12 protein-coding genes and 1 tRNA gene are annotated in these 18904 nt (G+C 68.6%); 3 read left to right on the forward strand and 10 right to left on the reverse strand.

Annotated features, from left to right (window positions below):
• Positions 1-56: 56 nt before the first annotated feature.
• The gene (locus CM1CMNOD_RS18530) at positions 57-1019 is read right to left on the reverse strand and encodes an RsmB/NOP family class I SAM-dependent RNA methyltransferase (protein ID WP_043604046.1); all 963 of its coding nucleotides are present in this window, start codon (positions 1017-1019) and stop codon (positions 57-59) included.
• Positions 1020-1497: 478 nt separating this feature from the next.
• Here CM1CMNOD_RS18530 and CM1CMNOD_RS18535 point away from each other — a divergent pair, with 478 nt between their 5' ends.
• Together CM1CMNOD_RS18535 and CM1CMNOD_RS18540 are read left to right on the forward strand one after the other, a co-directional pair.
• Entirely contained in the window at positions 1498-1857 is a 360-nt protein-coding gene (locus tag CM1CMNOD_RS18535) for a hypothetical protein (protein WP_013875119.1), read from the forward strand.
• 31 nt (positions 1858-1888) lie between these two features.
• Positions 1889-3859 (forward strand): ABC transporter ATP-binding protein, encoded by a 1971-nt coding sequence (locus tag CM1CMNOD_RS18540; protein WP_013875120.1) that lies wholly within the window; start codon positions 1889-1891, stop codon positions 3857-3859.
• A gap of 411 nt (positions 3860-4270) precedes the next feature.
• On the opposite strand, the gene CM1CMNOD_RS18545 is transcribed toward CM1CMNOD_RS18540, so the two are convergent.
• The 9 genes from CM1CMNOD_RS18545 to CM1CMNOD_RS18585 form a co-directional block, all read right to left on the reverse strand.
• Positions 4271-8164 (reverse strand): DNA-directed RNA polymerase subunit beta', encoded by a 3894-nt coding sequence (locus tag CM1CMNOD_RS18545; protein WP_013875121.1) that lies wholly within the window; start codon positions 8162-8164, stop codon positions 4271-4273.
• Positions 8165-8444: 280 nt separating this feature from the next.
• Positions 8445-11867: a DNA-directed RNA polymerase subunit beta gene (rpoB, locus tag CM1CMNOD_RS18550; RefSeq protein ID WP_013875122.1), complete on the reverse strand. Its 3423-nt coding sequence runs from the start codon at positions 11865-11867 to the stop codon at positions 8445-8447.
• 1020 nt (positions 11868-12887) lie between these two features.
• Complete coding sequence (gene rplL / locus CM1CMNOD_RS18555) at positions 12888-13277, reverse strand: 50S ribosomal protein L7/L12 (RefSeq protein WP_013875123.1); 390 nt, start codon at positions 13275-13277, stop codon at positions 12888-12890.
• 240 nt (positions 13278-13517) lie between these two features.
• Complete coding sequence (gene rplJ, locus CM1CMNOD_RS18560) at positions 13518-14090, reverse strand: 50S ribosomal protein L10 (protein WP_013875124.1); 573 nt, start codon at positions 14088-14090, stop codon at positions 13518-13520.
• A 401-nt stretch (positions 14091-14491) separates the two neighbouring features.
• Entirely contained in the window at positions 14492-15208 is a 717-nt protein-coding gene (rplA, locus tag CM1CMNOD_RS18565; protein ID WP_013875125.1) for a 50S ribosomal protein L1, read from the reverse strand.
• A gap of 152 nt (positions 15209-15360) precedes the next feature.
• Positions 15361-15792: a 50S ribosomal protein L11 gene (gene rplK / locus CM1CMNOD_RS18570; protein WP_013875126.1), complete on the reverse strand. Its 432-nt coding sequence runs from the start codon at positions 15790-15792 to the stop codon at positions 15361-15363.
• 52 nt (positions 15793-15844) lie between these two features.
• On the reverse strand, positions 15845-16654 hold the full coding sequence (gene nusG / locus CM1CMNOD_RS18575) for a transcription termination/antitermination protein NusG (protein WP_013875127.1): 810 nt from the start codon (positions 16652-16654) through the stop codon (positions 15845-15847).
• Positions 16655-16736: 82 nt separating this feature from the next.
• On the reverse strand, positions 16737-16985 hold the full coding sequence (gene secE, locus CM1CMNOD_RS18580) for a preprotein translocase subunit SecE (RefSeq protein WP_013875128.1): 249 nt from the start codon (positions 16983-16985) through the stop codon (positions 16737-16739).
• Positions 16986-17015: 30 nt separating this feature from the next.
• A tRNA-Trp gene (locus CM1CMNOD_RS18585) sits at positions 17016-17088 on the reverse strand.
• 458 nt (positions 17089-17546) lie between these two features.
• Here CM1CMNOD_RS18585 and CM1CMNOD_RS18590 point away from each other — a divergent pair.
• A complete protein-coding gene (locus tag CM1CMNOD_RS18590; protein ID WP_013875129.1) occupies positions 17547-18755 on the forward strand; it encodes a pyridoxal phosphate-dependent aminotransferase in 1209 nt (402 codons plus the stop codon).
• The last annotated feature ends 149 nt before the right edge of the window (positions 18756-18904 follow it).

Raw genomic sequence — 18904 nt, forward strand, 5'->3', positions numbered from 1 at the left:
GCAGAGTGCTTCCAGGGTGGCGGCGTTGCGAGGAAAGCCCGGCCAGCCCGGCAGCGTCAGCCCGGCAGCTTCCGCAGCTTGCAGACGAAGAAGCCCTCGAACGCCGGGCCCGGCAGGATGCGCCGGGCATCGGCGAGCGCCGGATGGAAGGTCTCGGTCCGCCAGTGGCGCAGGCCCGGCCGCCACGCGTCCGGCGCGAAGCCGTCGATGTCGACCTCGATCGGGCACACCTCGACGGGATGGTGACGCAGCAGGTAGCTCAACGGCGCCTCGTTCTCCTCCGGGCCGAACGTGCAGGTGGAGTACACCAGGACGCCGCCGGGGCGCAGCAGCCGGCAGGCCGCCACCAGCATCTTGCGCTGCAGCCAGCCGTAGTCGATCACCCGCTGTTCGGTCCAGTACCGCAGCGCCGCGGACGACCGCAGGTCGACCAGGCCCTCACCGCTGCACTGGGCGTCCAGCAGCACCCGGTCGAAACGCTCCGTTATGAACTTGTCGGCATACTGCGCCGGGTGACAGCTCGTCTCGGCCAGGCGGACGTGGAACTGCCGGGTGACCGCGCGCAGTTTCTCCAGCCGGGGCGCGATGCCGTCGTTGGCCCACAGGCGCGCCTCGTTACCGACCAGCGCCGCGATGTGCGCCGTCTTACCGCCCGGCGCCGCGCACAGATCGATGATCGACTCGTCCGGCGCGGGCGCGGGCGCGGGCGCGAGAGCCAGCGCCGGCACCAGGCTGGAGATGTTCTGGATGTAGGCATGACCGCCGCCGAACACCTCCGAGCGCGACAGCACCCGCTTGTCGCCGCGCAGGAGATAGCCGTCGGGACACCAGTCGAGCGGGTCGAGGGTGAGCCCGAGATCCGCGATGGCGCGGTGGATCGTCGCCACGCCCAGCGGTGAGAGCCGGTTGACCCGGACGCCGGGGCGGCGGTCCAGGCAGAGGCGGTCGACCACCTCGGACTCGGCGAGCTGAAGGATCTCGGACAGCCGCCGTACGAACAGCGCCCGCTTCCGGTTCACCCAGCCCCCCCGCCACATCCTGCTCGCGCCGCCACCACGGGCACGCCAGCCCGGCGACACCGAGGCCCGGCAACACCGCCGCCGCCAAAATACCCACCGCGCACCACCATCGTGGCCGGGCCTCGCCCAGCCGCCGCACACTCGACCGCGGCGTGCGTACCCCGACCGTCCGATTGCCGACCGCGGCGGTGTACCGCGGCCGACGAACCGCTTTCCCGGGCCGGTGCCACCGGCCCGGACCCTGCTCCGCCGGCACCCCCGCCACCTGCGAAAACACCGCGGACCGTCCGGTCGTCAAAAGAATCCGCCGGCACGTCACAACGTTTGTCGTAGCGCACATGTCGCGTTCGAGACCAAATACCCGGGTACCACGAAAGCTGTGAGCCGAGTCATGATGTTGAATCCTTGCCCGGTAATCGGCGTCCCGATAAATTCGGTTTTGCTACCGTCCCGTCCGGCCGACCTCGATGGAGGACAAATGTCTACTCACTTCCCCCTCCCCGGCCACGCGGAAATTAGTCCGTCAAGCACCATCGGGCTGGTCATAGAGGTGTCCGACGATGTCGAGATATCCGTTTTCCGCAGCACCGAGGAAATTCCCAGAAAAACGCTTCCGAAATTGCCGGACGCCTGCGCCGAGCAGCGGGACGAAGACCACGGCAGCCAGCCCGTGACCGCCCGCCCCGGCCCGGGCACAGCCGTCGACGCGGACCCCGAGGTCACTGTCGAGGCGACCCCCGACGCCGCTCCCGCCACCATCCCCCACGCGATCGCCGGTCCGGAAACGGCCGTCGACAGCACGGTGGACGCATCCAGCACCGCGCACCGCGACGACTGACCTCCGGACCGCACCAGGCAGGCGGCTCACAATGACGACATCTCGCCGGTCGTCCACCGGGACCAACAGGTGGATCGGGCAGCCGACCCACCAACAGACCTCGGCGGGGACGACATTCCCGAAGACCACCGCCGGTGTGTCCTGGCTCTACGGGCGCCTGTTCGCCTGGCTCACCGGAAATCCCGCGGCCGCCCGCGTCGAATATTTCATCCGGGACCAGAACAGGGCAGCCGCCACGCACGCCGCGCTTTCCCTGCTGGGCGTGTCGACCCTGGTGGCCGCGCCGTTCGCGATTCGGAACCTGATCGACGGCTGGCTGCTGCGACTGCGGACGAACGGCATACTCCTGCCGGTCCTCCTCATCCTCGGCGCCTTTGTGCTCAGCGCCGTGGTGTCGACCCTGCGATACATACTGGTTGGCTATTTCAGCGAGAAACTCGCGCTGCGGATCCGGCGTGACCTCTACCAGCACGCGATCGCGCTGCCGTTTCCCCACATCGCCCGGGCCCGGCACGGTGACGTCATCACCCTGTTCACCATCGACACCGTCAGGGTGCGCACCGCCGCCGCCTTCTGTCTGCCGGCCATCGCGACCATGGCGGTCGAACTCGTCGTGGCCGGGGTGGTCGCCTACCTGCTCCAGTGGCGTCTCGCGTTCGCCGTGGCCGCGATCGGCGTGGTCCCGCTCGTCCTGCTGCGCCTGGTACGCGGACGCGTCCGGGCCATCTCCAGGGTGGAAAGCGAACGGCTCAGCCGGCTGGCCGATCATCTCATCGAGCTGACCGGGCCGGCGGGAGCGCTGCACCTGCGCGCCTTCCGCGCGCAGCACACCGGTCAGGAGGAGTTCGACCGGCTGGGCGCGGCCATTTCGACGGCCGCCCGCACCCGCGTGCAGGTCTTCGCCCGCCTGCAGCTCATCGCCGCGGCCAGTTCGGTGCTGGCGACCATGACCGTGATCGGGTTCGGGGTGTGGCTCACCCTGAACCAGACGATGACGGTTGGCACCTTCGTGGCCTTTCTCAGCGTGCTCCTGCTGGCGTTCCGTTCCATTGCCGGCTTCGCCGACCTGCGTACCCAGCTTTTCGACGGCGAGGCCTCCCTCGTCCGCATCCTGGATTTTCTCGACATCCCGCTGGGGACGACGCCGGCCGGCGACCGCAGCAATGTCAGGCCACTGACCACGGCCGATCGGCCGCATCCGCCCGCGGGCGCCACGCCACCGGCGGGCCCGGTGGCTTCCGGCTCCGAGGACGCCCAGCGTCCGCCGGCCCATGGCGATCTCGTCCTGGAGAACGTCTCCTACTCCTACGCGCCTGACGTGCCCGCTCCCCGGTGGGCGCTGCGCTGCGTCGACATCGCCGTGGGCCGCGGCGAGATGGTGGCCGTCGTCGGGTTCAGCGGCGCCGGGAAGACCACGCTGTGCCATCTCGCCAGCGGCCTGCTCACCCCCACCAGTGGGCGTGTCCTGCTCGGCGGCTGCGACGCCGGCGGGCTCTCCCCCGCCGCAGCCCGGGCCGCGGTCGGTCTGGTGTCGCAGGAGCCGTTCGTCCAGCGTCGTAGCGTCGCCGAAAATCTCCGCTTCGGGAATCCGGCCGCGACGACCGACGAACTGTGGGCCGCTCTGGAGGCGACCGGGCTGGTCACGCTCGTGCGTTCGCTGCCGGAGGGGATTCACACCCCACTGGGGCACAACGGCCACCAGATCTCCGGCGGAGAACGGCAACGGCTGTCCATCGCCCGCGTACTGGTCCAGAACCCGCGGACCGTCGTCCTCGACGAGGCCACGTCGAACCTCGACACCCTGACCGAGGACCTGCTGCGCGCCTCCCTGGAACGTCTGCTCGCCGAGAGAAGCTGTCTCATCGTGGCCCACCGGGCGACGATGACCGTCGCCGCCGACCGCATCTACGTGCTGGAGAACGGCACGGTGATGGAGGCCGGGCCGCACGACCGGCTCCCGCAGCGGTGGTATCTACGCCCGGCTGGCCCGCGGCCCGGCTGACCGGGCCCTGCGAAGGAGCAGGAACGGTAGCCGGTAAAAGACCCGCCGGAGAAACCCACTGCGGAAAGCGACGGAACAGCTCACCGCGGAAGAGTCAGAAAAAGCCTGTGCCCGGACCACACGCCACAGTGGTCCGGGCACAGGCTTTTCTTCGGCTGACCGTCTCTCCAGCCGGCCGTCGCACGCTCCGTCATCGCATGCCGGCATCTGTCGCATGCTGCCGTCGCGTGTCGCCGCATGCGGTCCTCGCCGGGGCGACGGCCGCTCCCGCCGGTGGTCCGCACCGGTCACCGGTGGGTCGCCTCCACGCAGCAAGCTCCACACAGCAGGGCGGCCCGGGTGGACGTCTGGTAAGGACGCCTACCTGGGCCGCCGGGGCGCTCCGTGGCAGGAACTATCGGGTAGCGAGAACTACCGGTAGTCGCCGCCGGTGCTGCGGTAGTCGAAGTCGTCCAACGGGACGGCCTGGCCGCTGCCGGTGCCGAACGCGCCGTACTCCACGCTCGCGCCCTCGTCGTAGCCGCTGACCGAGTACACCGACGCCCGTGCCTCCTCGGTCGGCTCGACCCGGATGTTGCGGTACCGCGAGATGCCGGTACCCGCCGGGATGAGCTTGCCGATGATGACGTTCTCCTTCAGGCCGACCAGCGAGTCCGACCGGGCGTTGATCGCGGCGTCGGTGAGCACCCGGGTCGTCTCCTGGAAGGATGCCGCCGACAGCCACGACTCGGTCGCCAGGGACGCCTTGGTGATCCCCATCAGGACCGGACGGGCCGAAGCCGGCTGGCCGCCGGTCTCGACCACCCGACGGTTCTCCTCCTCGAACCGGGCCCGCTCGACCAGTTCGCCCGGCAGGAGCGTGGTCTCCCCCGACTCCAGCACGTTCACCCGCTTGAGCATCTGCCGGATGATGATCTCGATGTGCTTGTCGTGGATGGACACACCCTGCGAGCGGTACACCTCCTGCACCTGGTCGACCAGGTGGAGCTGCACCTGACGCGGGCCGAGGATGCGCAGCACCTCGTGCGGGTCGACCGCGCCGTCGACGATCTTCTGACCGACTGCGATGCGCTGGCCCTCCTCGACCTTCAGCCGCGACCGGCGGGAGACCGGGTAGGAGATCTCCTCGCTGCCGTCGTCGGGGATGACCACGACCTTGACGGTCTTCTCGGTCTCCTCGATGCGCACCCGCCCGGAGACCTCGCTGATCGGGGCCTTGCCCTTGGGGGAACGGGCCTCGAACAGCTCCACGACACGGGGCAGACCCTGGGTGATGTCGTCGCCGGCGACGCCACCGCTGTGGAAGGTACGCATCGTCAGCTGGGTGCCGGGCTCACCGATGGACTGGGCGGCGACGATACCGACGGCCTCGCCGACGTCCACGAGCTTGCCCGTGGCCAGCGACCGGCCGTAACACTGCGCGCAGACACCCATCCGGGCCGCGCAGGTGAGGGCGGAACGCACCTTCACCGACTCGATCCCGGCATCGATGATCTTGCCGATGACCACGTCGCCGAGGTCGGTGCCGGCCGGTACCACCACGTCACCGGCGGCGTTCGCCGCGTCCGAGGCAAGCGTGCGCGCGTAGGCCGCGGTCTCGGCGTAACGGTCGCGGACGAGCACGCCGTCCGCTCCCTTGCGCGCGATGCGGGTGGCGATGCCGCGCTCGGTGCCGCAGTCGTCCTCACGGACGATGACGTCCTGGCTGACGTCGACCAGACGCCGGGTGAGGTACCCGGAGTCCGCGGTCCGCAGCGCCGTGTCGGCCAGACCCTTGCGGGCGCCGTGCGTGGAGATGAAGTACTCCACCACGCTCAGCCCTTCGCGGAAGTTCGCCTTGATCGGACGTGGGATGATCTCGCCCTTGGGGTTGGCGACCAGTCCGCGCATCCCGGCGAGCTGCCGGATCTGCATCATGTTTCCGGCGGCCCCGGAGTTGACCAGCACGGCGACCGGGTTGGTCTCCGGGAAGTTGGCCTCCATGGCCTCGGCGACCTTGTTCGTCGCCTCGTTCCAGATCTGGACCAGCTCGGCACGGCGCTCGTCGTCGGAGAGGAAGCCGCGGTCGAACTGCTTCTGCACCCGTTCGGCCCGCTGCTCGTACTCGTCGAGGATCTGCGCCTTGTTCGGCGGCGCGACAACGTCCTCGATCGCGACGGTCACCCCCGAGCGGGTGGCCCAGTAGAAGCCGGCGCTCTTCAGCGCGTCCAGCGTCGCGGCCACCTGGATCTTCGGGTAGCGCTCCGCCAGGTCGTTGACGATCGCGGCCTGGGCCTTCTTGTTCATCAGGTAGTTCAGGAACGGGTAGCCCTCGGGGAGCGCCTGGTTGAGCAGGCAGCGACCGAAGGTCGTCTCCAGGGTGAACAGGTCGCCGGTGGCCCAGCCGGGCGGCGGGGTCCAGTCCAGCGGCGGCGTGGTGTCGCGCAGCCGCACCTTGATCTTCGCCTGGAGCTCGATCTCCCGGGCGTCGAAGGCCATCTGCGCCTCGGCCACGCTGGAGAACGCCCGGCCCTCGCCGCGGGCACCCGCGGCCATCCGGCTGAGGTGGAACACCCCGGTCACCATGTCCAGGCTCGGCATGGCCAGCGGACGCCCGGACGCCGGCGAGAGGATGTTGTTGCTCGACAGCATCAGGATGCGCGCCTCGGCCTGCGCCTCCGCGGACAGCGGCAGGTGTACGGCCATCTGGTCCCCGTCGAAGTCCGCGTTGAACGCGGTGCAGACCAGCGGGTGGATCTGGATGGCCTTGCCCTCGACGAGCTGCGGCTCGAACGCCTGGATGCCCAGCCGGTGCAGGGTCGGCGCGCGGTTGAGCAGCACGGGGTGCTCGGTGATGACCTCTTCGAGGACGTCCCAGACGACCGGGCGGGCCCGCTCCACCATGCGCTTGGCCGACTTGATGTTCTGCGCGTGGTTGAGGTCGACCAGCCGCTTCATCACGAACGGCTTGAACAGCTCGAGTGCCATCTGCTTGGGCAGGCCGCACTGGTGCAGCTTGAGCTGCGGGCCGACGACGATGACCGAACGGCCGGAGTAGTCGACGCGCTTGCCCAGCAGGTTCTGCCGGAACCGGCCCTGCTTGCCCTTGAGCATGTCCGACAGCGACTTCAGCGGACGGTTGCCCGGCCCGGTCACCGGCCGGCCGCGGCGGCCGTTGTCGAACAGCGCGTCGACGGCCTCCTGCAGCATCCGCTTCTCGTTGTTGACGATGATCTCGGGCGCGCCGAGGTCGAGCAGCCTCTTGAGCCGGTTGTTCCGGTTGATCACCCGGCGGTAGAGGTCGTTGAGGTCGGACGTGGCGAACCGGCCACCGTCGAGCTGCACCATCGGGCGCAGGTCCGGCGGGATCACCGGGACGCAGTCGAGCACCATCCCGTTCGGGGAGTTGCGGGTGTTGAGGAAGGCCGAGACGACCTTGAGACGCTTCAGCGCCCGGGCCTTCTTCTGTCCCTTGCCGCTGCGGATGGTCTCCCGCAGCGACTCGGCCTCCGCCGCCAGGTCGAAGTCGACGAGCCGGCGCTGCAGGGCCTCGGCCCCCATACCGCCCTCGAAGTACTGGCCGAACCGGTCCCGCAGCTCGCGGTAGAGCAGCTCGTCCGGCTCGAGGTCCTGGACCTTCATGCTCTTGAAACGATCGAACACCCGGTCCAGATCGTCGATCTTCCGCTGCGCGCGGTCGCGGATCTGGCGCATCTCGCGCTCGGCCGCCTCCCGCACCTTGCGCCGGACGTCGCCCTTGGCGCCCTCGGCCTCCAGCTGGGCGAGGTCGGCTTCCAGCTTCTTCTGCCGGGTCTCGACGTCGGCGTTCTTCTTGTCCTCGAGGTGCTGCTTCTCGACGGAGATCCGGGCTTCGAGGGTGGACAGGTCGCGGTGGCGCGCGTCCGTGTCCACATTTGTGATCATGTAGGCGGCGAAGTAGATGACCTTCTCAAGGTCCTTCGGCGCCAGGTCGAGCAGGTAGCCGAGCCGGCTCGGGACACCCTTGAAGTACCAGATGTGGGTGACCGGCGCGGCCAGCTCGATGTGGCCCATCCGTTCCCGACGCACCTTGGCGCGGGTGACCTCGACACCGCAGCGCTCGCAGATGATGCCCTTGAAACGAACGCGCTTGTACTTACCGCAGTAGCATTCCCAGTCCCGGGTCGGACCGAAGATCTTCTCGCAGAAGAGCCCGTCCTTCTCCGGCTTGAGGGTACGGTAGTTGATCGTTTCCGGCTTCTTGACCTCGCCGTGTGACCACTGGCGGATGTCGTCCGCCGTGGCGAGGCCGATGCGCAGCTCGTCGAAGAAGTTGACGTCGAGCACGTGTCTTCTCTCTCTGCCGTCTGGCTGCCCGCTGTCGCCGGCAGGTGTTCGTGCGGATGGCGGCGGCGGGGGGCGTGGGCCGTCAGTTTGTCCAAGGTCGGCGGGGGTGCCGCGACACGGCCGGTGCCCGGGGACTACCGGTTGCCGTGTCCTGGCCGTGTGGTCCGCGGCCGCGGCGGCGCGAGGGCGGCGACTCCAGGAAGATCATCCTGATCCCCACAGCCCCCTGGTCACGCCGCCTCCGGCCGCTGGCGGTCACCCGGCCGCAGACCACTACTCGTCAGACCTCCTCAACGCTGCTCGGCTCCCGCCGGGACAGGTCAATACCGAGTTCCTCCGCGGCGCGGAAGACGTCCTCGTCGGTGTCACGCATTTCGATGGAAACGCCGTCGCTGGAGAGAACCTCGACGTTCAGGCACAGCGACTGCATTTCCTTGATGAGCACCTTGAAGGACTCCGGGATACCGGGTTCGGGAATGTTCTCGCCCTTGACGATGGCCTCGTAGACCTTGACGCGCCCGAGGACGTCGTCCGACTTGATGGTGAGCAGTTCCTGCAGGGCGTAGGCGGCACCGTAGGCCTCCAGCGCCCACACCTCCATCTCGCCGAAACGCTGCCCACCGAACTGCGCCTTACCACCCAGCGGCTGCTGGGTGATCATCGAGTAGGGGCCGGTCGAACGAGCGTGGATCTTGTCGTCGACCAGGTGCAGCAACTTGAGGATGTAGATGTAACCGACCGCCACCGGGTACGGGTAGGGCTCGCCGGTCCGGCCGTCGAAGAGCTCGGCCTTGCCGCTGGCCCCGATGAGCTGGACGCCGTCCCGGTTGGGCAGCGTCGAGGCGAGCAGGCCGGTGATTTCCTCCTCACGGGCGCCGTCGAAGACCGGCGTGGCCACGTTGGTGTTCGGCGGCGCCTGGTCCGCCCGGATGCCGCGCAGCCGCTCCTTCCAGCCCTCGGCACCGCCGTCGACCTGCCATCCGGTCTTGGCCACCCAGCCGAGGTGGGTCTCCAGGATCTGGCCGATGTTCATCCGGCGGGGCACACCGTGCGGGTTGAGCACGACGTCCACCGGGGTGCCGTCGGAGAGGAAGGGCATGTCCTCGGCCGGGAGGATCTTCGCGATGACGCCCTTGTTCCCGTGCCGCCCGGCGAGCTTGTCACCATCGGTGATCTTGCGCTTCTGGGCGACGTACACCCGGACCAGTTCGTTGACGCCGGGTGGCAGCTCGTCGCCGTCCTCCCGGGAGAACACCCGGACCCCGATGACCTTGCCAGACTCCCCGTGCGGCACCTTCAGCGAGGTGTCGCGGACCTCCCGGGCCTTCTCACCGAAGATCGCACGCAGCAGCCGCTCCTCCGGAGTCAGCTCGGTCTCGCCCTTGGGCGTGACCTTCCCGACCAGCACGTCACCGGGCGAGACCTCGGCGCCGATACGGATGATGCCGCGCTCGTCGAGGTCGGCGAGGACCTCCTCGGCGACGTTGGGGATGTCCCGGGTGATCTCCTCGGGCCCGAGCTTGGTGTCCCGGGCGTCGACCTCGTGCTCCTCGATGTGGATCGAGGACAGCACGTCGTCCTGGACCAGCCGCTGGGAGAGGATGATCGCGTCCTCGTAGTTGTGGCCCTCCCACGGCATGAAGGCGACCAACAGGTTCTTGCCCAGCGCCATCTCGCCGTTGTCCGTGCAGGGGCCGTCCGCGATGACCTGGCCCGCCTCGACCCGGTCCCCCTCGTCCACGATGGGCTTCTGGTTGATGCAGGTGCCCTGGTTGGACCGGCGGAACTTCGCCATCCGGTAGGTGCGCCGGGTGCCGTCGTCGTGCATGACGGTGATGTAGTCGGCGGAGAGGTCCTCGACCACGCCGGCCTGCGCGCAGACGACGACGTCGCCGGCGTCCTTGGCCGCGCGGGCTTCCATGCCGGTGCCGACCAGCGGCGCCTCACTGCGCAGCAGTGGGACGGACTGACGCTGCATGTTCGAGCCCATCAGGGCCCGGTTGGCGTCGTCGTGCTCGAGGAAGGGGATCATCGCGGTGGCGACCGACACCATCTGCCGCGGCGAGACGTCCATGTAGTCGACCTCGTCGGGCGGGATGAACTCGACCTCGCCGCCCTTGCGGCGGACCAGGACCCGGTGCTCGGCGAACGACCCGTCGGAGCTCAGCGGCGCGTTCGCCTGCGCGATGACGTGCCTGTCCTCCTCGTCCGCGGTGAGGTAGTCGATCTGGTCGGTGACCCGCCCGGCCACGACCTTGCGGTAGGGCGTCTCGACGAAGCCGAACGGGTTGACCCGCGCGAATGTCGACAGCGAGCCGATCAGACCGATGTTCGGCCCTTCCGGCGTCTCGATCGGGCACATCCGGCCGTAGTGGCTGGGGTGGACGTCCCGGACCTCGAAGCCGGCCCGCTCCCGGGAGAGACCGCCCGGGCCGAGCGCGGACAGGCGCCGCTTGTGGGTGAGGCCCGCCAGCGGGTTGGTCTGGTCCATGAACTGGGAGAGCTGGCTGGTGCCGAAGAACTCCTTGATGGAGGCGACCACCGGCCGGATGTTGATCAGCGTCTGCGGCGTGATCGCCTCGACGTCCTGGGTGGTCATCCGCTCCCGGACGACCCGCTCCATCCGGGCCAGGCCCAGGCGCACCTGGTTCTGGATCAGCTCACCGACCGTGCGCAGCCGCCGGTTGCCGAAGTGGTCGATGTCGTCCACGTCGTAGGACGAGTCCCTGCCGGCGTGCAGCTGGACGACGTACTCGATCGTGCGGACGATGTCGTCCTCGGTGAGCACTCCGACGTCGTGCGGGACGTCCACCTCGAGCTTCTTGTTCACCTTGTAGCGGCCGACCTTGGCCAGGTCGTAGCGCTTCGGGTTGAAGAAGAGGTTCTCCAGCAGCGTCTGCGCGGACTCGCGGGTCGGCGGCTCGCCCGGGCGCAGCTTGCGGTAGATGTCGAGCAGCGCGTCGTCCTGGCTGGAGGTGTGGTCCTTCTCCAGGGTCACCCGCATCGACGGGAAATCACCGAACCGCTCCAGAATGCGCGCCTCGTCCCAGCCGAGCGCCTTGAGCAGCACGGTCACGGACTGGCGGCGCTTGCGGTCGATACGGACGCCGACGGTGTCCCGCTTGTCGACCTCGAACTCCAGCCAGGCACCCCGGGACGGAATCACCTTGCAGGAGAACAGATCCTTGTCGGAGACCTTGTCGATGGTCTTCTCGAAGTACACCCCGGGGGAACGCACCAGCTGACTGACGACGACCCGCTCGGTCCCGTTTATGACGAACGTGCCCTTCGGGGTCATGAGCGGGAAATCACCCATGAAAACCGTCTGGCTCTTGATCTCACCAGTGGTGTTGTTGGTGAACTCGGCCGTCACGAACATCGGGGCCGAGTAGGTCATATCCTTGTCCTTGCACTCCTCGACGGAGTACTTCGGCGGTTCGAAACGGTGGTCCCGGAACGACAGTGACATCGAACCGGAGAAGTCCTCGATCGGGGATATCTCCTCGAAGACCTCTTCGAGACCCGACGTGACGGGTACGTCGTCACGACCGGCGTCGATGGCTTCCTGGACCCGTTCCGCCCACGCATCACTGCCGATCAGCCAGTCGAAGGACTGGGTCTGCAGGGCGAGAAGATCGGGGACCTCGAGAGGCTCGATGATCTTTGCGAACGAGATGCGGGAGGAGGTAGGCGAGGCGGCCAAGGTGGTCCTTCCGGTGGCCTGATCGTCGGGCTGGTGGCGCTGCGGCTTCCTTGATACGGCCTCCGGCAACACGGGAGGATTCATGATCGCGTCGCCTTCGGCCTGCTCGAGAACAATCCGACGGAGGGGTGGTCGGGTGATCAGTGTCTCGCTACGGTTGTGGTGACTGTCGGCGGGGGTAGTCCAACAGGGTGCACGGGTGACTCACGAATGCAGGCAGACGCGACACGGGCGTCAGCGAGTAGTCCGTCACGACAGCTTTCGGACGGGGACCTCCGCGTGGGATGGTCGTCCTGTACTGGTGACGTGGCGGCGCTTCGGTGGCGGATTGCGATCAACGGTCTCGCTCGGGTTACCTCGGTCGTGACGTCTGTCTGGACGGTCGCGCCCGGTGGACGCGGCTGCACAGGGACTGAAGCCGTACGCGGGCTGGCACCGTCGCATACCTCGAGGAGCAGTGAGCGCACGACGAAAGGACAGCCCAAACGAGCAGTGTAGCCGATGGCTGCACTGCTGACAAGGCTGGCCGCAAGGCTGAGCTCGAGGCTGGCCGACGGGGGCCGCCCGACGGAAGCTGGTCAGCCGATGCCAGCTGACCGACGCCGTCCGACGGGTCTGGGTCACCGCCTCGGAGATGATGGAACTCCGTCCCGGGTAAGGTCGTCAACCGGTTGCGAGGTAATGAGCGCGAGGAAGTCCGCGGCACGCCCCGGCCGGGCCTGCGTGAGCGGCCCGCGCGCCCGGGCAGGCCGTCCGGCCGCGAGGCGGCGCAGCGAGGCTCCCCCACCCGATCCGTCCGCCCGCGACCGGGCCGACAGCCGCGACGACCGGCCCGGTGGCGGCCGGCTCGGGCAGACGCTCGGCAGCCCGTTCGACGGGCACCGGCAGCCTCGGCTTTGTTGTCGAGACAGCCTGACCCACCAGGGCAGTCTGAAGCGTCAGGACGGTCTGAGCCAACGACGCGGGCCGTTGCCCTCTCGTCTCCACGGAGGGAGAGAGCAACGGCCCGCGGTGTCATGGTTACTTGACGGTGACCGTGGCGCCGGCGCCCTCCAGGGCGGCCTTGGCCTTCTCCGCGGCTTCCTTGGTCGCCTTCTCCAGCACCGGCTTGGGCGCTCCGTCGACGAGGTCCTTGGCCTCCTTCAGCCCGAGGCTGGTCAGCGCGCGGACCTCCTTGATGACCTGGATCTTCTTGTCGCCGACGGACTCGAGGATGACGTCGAACTCGTCCTGTTCCTCGACGGCCGGCGCCTCGGCGGCCGACCCCGCGGCGCTCGGCGCGGCAACCGCGACCGGCGCGGCCGCGGTCACACCGAAGGTGTCCTCGAACTGCTTCACGAACTCCGACAGCTCCAGCAGCGTCATTTCCTTGAACGCGTCCAGCAACTCGTCGGTCGACAGCTTCGTCATGATGGCGGTCCTTTCATCGTGATGGATCAGAAAGTCCGGTCGGGCGTACCGCGTCAGCGGGCCGAAAGCGCCGCGACTACCGCCCGTCGGGTTACCTGTGGCTACTTGTTGTTACTTGGGGCTACTTCGGACTGCCTGGTTCACGGATCCCGGGGACCGGGACGGCCGGCGCCCGTCGACATCGGCTACCGGCCAGCTGACCGGGTAGCAGGACGTGTCGGGCCACGGGCGGCCGGTGCGCTAGGCGCCCGCTTCGGCCGGGGACGCGTCGGCCGCCGGCTCGGGAACCGCGGACGCCTCCGCCTCCCGCTTGGCCCGCAGCGCCTCGGCCAGGCGGGCCGTCTGGGACAACGGCGCCGCGAACAGGCCGACCGCCTTGGCCAGCGAACCGTTGAGCGCACCTGCGAGCTTGGCGAGCAACACCTCGCGCGACTCGAGATCGGCCAGCTTGCGGATGTCGTCCGCCGACACCGGCCTGCCCTCGACGACGCCGCCCTTGACCACCAGAGCCGGGTTGGCTCGGGCGAAGTCACGCAGGCCCTTGGCCGCCTCGACCGGGTCGCCAGTGACGAACGCGACCGCGGTGGGGCCGACCAGCAGATCGTCCAGGCCGTTGACGCCGGCCTGCCCAGCGGCAATCTTGGTGAGGGTGTTCTTGACCACCGCGTACTGTGTGCCCTCGCCGAGCGAACGGCGCAGTTCGGTGAGCTGGCTCACCGTCAGCCCGCGATACTCGGTCAGCACCGCCGCGGACGCGCCCCGGAACGAGTCTGCGATCTCCGTTACCGCGGCGACCTTTTCCGGCTTCGCCATCGGGCTCCTTCATGGGGTCTGGCCAGTCGTCCGAAAGGTGCCGCAGACGACGAACGCCCCGGCGCAGGCGCGCGGGGCGTACCGACCGGAGCACAACGATGCCGACCCCGGACAATGCTCCCTCACCTGCGCGGGCCGTCCGGTGGCTCCGGAACCTTCGGCCGCCCCACGAGGGGACGACGACCAGCGGTCTTCGGTTTGGTTCTCAGTGAACAGTTGGTTCTCAGTGGGCAGGATACTCGGGCCTACCGCGATACGAAAAATATGATCGTTCCGCTTTCGGCCTTCGCATCAAAATGGTACACGGCCTGGAAACCGCGGCCGGCCAGGGAGCGCCCTGCGCACCCCGTCCGACCGCGGCCCGCGAGGGCCGGTACCGACCGAAGCCGGTACCGCCTGGATCAGGCGACGACGTCCTCGAGGAGGTTGCGGGTACGACCCGGGTCGACCAGAATTCCGGGGCCCATCGTGGTCGTGAAAGTGATCTTCTTCAGGTAGCGGCCCTTGGCCGCGGCCGGCTTGACCCGGACGATCTCGTCCAGTGCGACGCTGTAGTTCTCGATCAGCTGCTCGTCGGTGAAGGCCGTCTTCCCGATGACGATGTGCAGGTTGCCCTGCTTGTCGACCCGAAAATTAATCTTTCCGCCCTTGATGTCGCGGACGGCCTTGGCGATGTCGAGGGTGACCGTGCCGGTCTTGGGGTTGGGCATGAGCCCGCGCGGCCCCAGGATGCGGGCGATGCGGCCGACCTTGGCCATCTGGTCGGGGGTCGCGACGGTCGCGTCGAAGTCGAGGAAGCCCTCCTGGATCCGCTGCACGAGATCGTCGCTGCCGACGATGTCGGCACCGGCGGCGGTGGCCTCGGCTGCCTTCTCCCCGGCGGCGAAGACCGCCACCCGCGGGGACTTCCCAGTGCCGTGCGGCAGGTTCACGGTTCCCCGGACCATCTGGTCGGCCTTGCGCGGATCCACCCCGAGACGCAGCGCGACCTCGACGGTGGCGGCGTACTTGGTCGTGGAGGTCTCACGGGCCAACTGGACGGCTTCCAGCGGGGTGTACAGGCGGTCCGGCTCGATCTTCTCGATCGCGGCCCGGTACGCCTTGCTGCGCTTCGTCATGTGTGTCTCCTCGTGGTGATGACGGGCCGGAGCCGCTGCACCACCCGCCCATCCTGGTTGCAGGCACCTTCCAGGACGGGTCGGGCGTGATCGGGCGCCCTCCCACAGTTGTCGCGGTCACGGCCGTCGCAACCTCGCGGCCGGACTGGTCGTCACCCGCTGACGGTGATGCCCATCGACCGGGCGGTCCCAGCGATGATCTTCTCGGCGGCTTCCAGGGTGGTGGCGTTGAGGTCCGGCAGTTTGGTCTGGGCGATCTGACGGACCTGCTCGGCGGTCAGGTTGGCGACCTTCGTCCGGTGCGGAACGCCGCTGCCCTTCTCCACCCCGGCGGCCTTGAGGATCAGCCGCGCCGCCGGCGGTGTCTTGGTGACGAAGGTGAACGAGCGGTCGTCGTACACGGTGATCTCGACCGGCACCACGTTCCCCCGCTGGGACTCGGTGGCGGCGTTGTACTGCTTGCAGAACTCCATGATGTTCACGCCGTGCTGGCCGAGTGCCGGCCCCACCGGAGGCGCCGGCGTCGCCACACCGGCATTGATCTGGAGCTTGATGATGGCGGCGATCTTCTTCTTGGGAGGCATGGTGTCGTTTCTCTCCGAGTTGCTGCTGCGAGTTGCTGCTGGTGGGGCGGGTTCAGATCTTCGCGACCTGGTTGAACTGAAGTTCGACCGGCGTCTCGCGGCCGAAGATGGACACCAGCACCTTGAGCCGCTGTGCGTCGAGGTTGATCTCGCTGATGGTGGCCGGCAGGGTCGCGAACGGGCCGTCCATGACGGTCACCGACTCCCCGACCTCGAACTCCTGTACCCGGACCGTCTCGACCTTCTTCTCGCGTGGCGCCGGCGGCGCGAGGATCGAGAGGACCTCCTCCGTGCGCAACGGCGACGGCTTGTTGGTCAGCCCCACGAAGCCGGTCACGCCCGGGGTGTTGCGGACCGCCGACCACGACTGGTCGGTGAGGTCCATCCGCACGTAGATGTAGCCGGGGTACTTCTTCTGCTGCACCAGTTGCCGCTTGCCGTTCTTGATGACCGGGACCTCCTCGGTCGGCACCTCGATCTGGAAGATGTAGTCCTCCATGTTGAGGCTGGAGATCCGGGTCTCAAGGTTCGTCTTGACCTTGTTCTCGTATCCGGCATACGAATGTATGACGTACCACTCGCCCGGAGCGTCCTCCAAGGCCTGCCGGATGTCCTCGGCGTCGTCCTCGTCGTCGGCAGCGGGCTGGTCCGCGCCTGCCGGGCCGGTCACGTCCGCCTGGTCCGTCGCGAGGTAGCCGGGAGACGTGTCGGTGCCCGTGGTGCCGTCGCCGCTCTCGCCAGCCTGCGGCAGAGCGCCGGCCTCCGTACTCGCCACCTCGTCGCGCGCCAGTGCCGCCAGCGGATCGAGACCGTCGAGGGCCTCCCCCTGTTCGGAGGAGACGTGCTCGGGAAACTGGGACACGCGGACGTTCCTTCTCTCTATGACCGTGCTCTGTGAGCTGTGTGGGCCTCGGGGCGACATGAATCCGCGGAATCCGGTCACATCAACCGAAGATGGCCAACACCGCCTTGGTGAGACCGAAGTCCAACGACGCGACGAAGGCCACCGTGATCGAGCAGAACACGAGCACGACGATCACATAAGTGACCAGCTCGCTCCGGCCCGGATAGACGACCTTCCGAAGCTCGGCGACAACCTCGCGGTAGAACCGCAGTGGCGTCGTGCGACGCCGGCCCGCGGGCCTGCTCGGCCGGCCGGCCCGCGGTGCCGCGTCACGTGTGTCGGTCGCCACTCACTCCACCTACCTGGTCGTCGGATACCGCAGGGGCGACAGGACTCGAACCTGCAACCGCCGGTTTTGGAGACCGGTGCTCTACCAATTGAGCCACGCCCCTTTGCACTGCGGTCGTCCTCGGAGCAGCAGCCGCCGAACAAGATCGAATCCATCAAGAGATCAATCTTGATGACCATCCCTGATGACCATCAGCAGCACTACATACCGGGACGACAGCCCAAGCGCGTCCACCATACTCCTACGCAGGCCCGCTTACCTGGCCGCCCGGCCCCGGCCCCGGCGGGGATCCGCGGATGCCCGCCGGGGAGCGATCCTGTGACGCGGATTCGACGTCCCGCATCCCTGCGGAACCGGTGCAGAACCGGCACGAAGCCGGCACCGAGCCGGGTGCGGAACCGGGGGCCAGACGGAGGATGGGTGCCGAAGGTCTTCCTCCAGACGAGGCGGATACCGACCGAAACCGCTGCCGGACCGCCCGCACACCGACCCTTGTGGCGTCCCGTGGAATCCGAACGGCTCCGGCAATGATCGGGCGGCCAACCCCTGATACGTGGCAGCATGACGGTCATGACCCGGATCTCTCACCGCATCGGCAGCATCGCCCCCTCCGCGACGCTCGCCGTGGACGCGACCGCGAAGGCGCTGCGTGCAGCCGGCCGGGACGTGATCGGCTTTGGTGCCGGCGAACCGGACTTCCCCACCCCCGACCACGTCGTCGCAGCCGCCGAGAAGGCCTGTAGCGACCCGAAGATGCACCGGTACACACCCGCCGCCGGCCTGCCCGAGCTCCGGGAGGCGGTGGCGGACAAGACCCGCCGCGACTCCGGTTTCGACGTCCCCGCCAGCTCTGTGATCATCACCAACGGCGGCAAGCAGGCGGTCTACCAGGCGTTCGCCGCCCTGCTCGACCCCGGTGACGAGGTCCTGCTGCCCGCTCCCTACTGGACGACCTATCCGGAGTCGATCCGGCTCGCCGGCGGCGTCCCGGTGGACGTCGTCACCACCCCGGAACAGGGCTACCGGGTGACGGTCGAGCAGCTGGAGGCGGCCCGCACCCCCCGCACCAAGGTGCTGCTGTTCTGTTCGCCGTCCAACCCCACCGGGGCGGTACACACCCCCGAAGAGGTCCGGGCGATCGGGCGCTGGGCGGCCGACGCCGGCCTGTGGGTGATCGCCGACGAGATCTACGAGCATCTGGTGTACGGCGACGCCCGGTTCGCCTCCCTGCCGGTCGAGGTGCCGGAGATCGCCGACCGCACCATCGTGGTCAACGGGGTGGCCAAGACCTACGCCATGACCGGCTGGCGGGTCGGCTGGCTGATCGGCCCGCCGGACGTGGTGCAGGCCGCCACCAACCTGCAGTCCCACGCCACGTCCAATGTCTCCAATGTCGCGCAGGCCGCGGCGCTGGCAGCGGTGACCGGGCCGCTGGACGCTGTCGTGGAGATGCGCAAGGCCTTCGACCGGCGACGGCTGACCATGCACCGGATGCTCTCCAGCACGCCCGGGGTGGTCTGCCCGCTGCCCGACGGGGCGTTCTACTGCTACGCGTCGGTGGCCGGCGTCCTCGACCGCACGCTGCGGGGGAAGACCCCGGCCACCTCGGCGGAACTGGCCTCACTCATCCTCGAGGAAGCGGGGGTGGCGATCGTGCCGGGTGAGGCGTTCGGGACCCCGGGCTACACCCGGCTGTCCTACGCGCTCGGCGACGAGGACCTGGTCACGGGCGTCCAGCGGCTGTCCGACCTGCTGGCCGAGGCACGCTGACCGACGGGCGGGCCGCGCCGCCCGCCCGAACCCGGCCGGCACAGCGTTCGGCCGGCACCCACCCGACGGTGTGTCCGGCAGGCACGGCCGGGCATCCGCGGGCTCCGGCCGGCGGACACACCGTCACCACCGCCTGTCCGCCCCCGTGC

Source organism: Protofrankia symbiont of Coriaria myrtifolia (genome assembly GCF_900634755.1).
Classification (GTDB): domain Bacteria; phylum Actinomycetota; class Actinomycetes; order Frankiales; family Frankiaceae; genus Protofrankia; species Protofrankia coriariae.

Bases quoted from the DNA above. Each gene is read 5' to 3' on its own strand.
- CM1CMNOD_RS18535 (WP_013875119.1), top strand. From the start codon at position 1,498: ATGTCTACTCACTTCCCCCTCCCCGGCCACGCGGAAATTAGTCCGTCA.
- CM1CMNOD_RS18540 (WP_013875120.1), top strand. From the start codon at position 1,889: ATGACGACATCTCGCCGGTCGTCCACCGGGACCAACAGGTGGATCGGG.
- rplL (WP_013875123.1), bottom strand. From the start codon at position 13,277: ATGACGAAGCTGTCGACCGACGAGTTGCTGGACGCGTTCAAGGAAATG.
- rplJ (WP_013875124.1), bottom strand. From the start codon at position 14,090: ATGGCGAAGCCGGAAAAGGTCGCCGCGGTAACGGAGATCGCAGACTCG.
- rplA (WP_013875125.1), bottom strand. From the start codon at position 15,208: ATGACGAAGCGCAGCAAGGCGTACCGGGCCGCGATCGAGAAGATCGAG.
- rplK (WP_013875126.1), bottom strand. From the start codon at position 15,792: ATGCCTCCCAAGAAGAAGATCGCCGCCATCATCAAGCTCCAGATCAAT.
- CM1CMNOD_RS18590 (WP_013875129.1), top strand. From the start codon at position 17,547: ATGACGGTCATGACCCGGATCTCTCACCGCATCGGCAGCATCGCCCCC.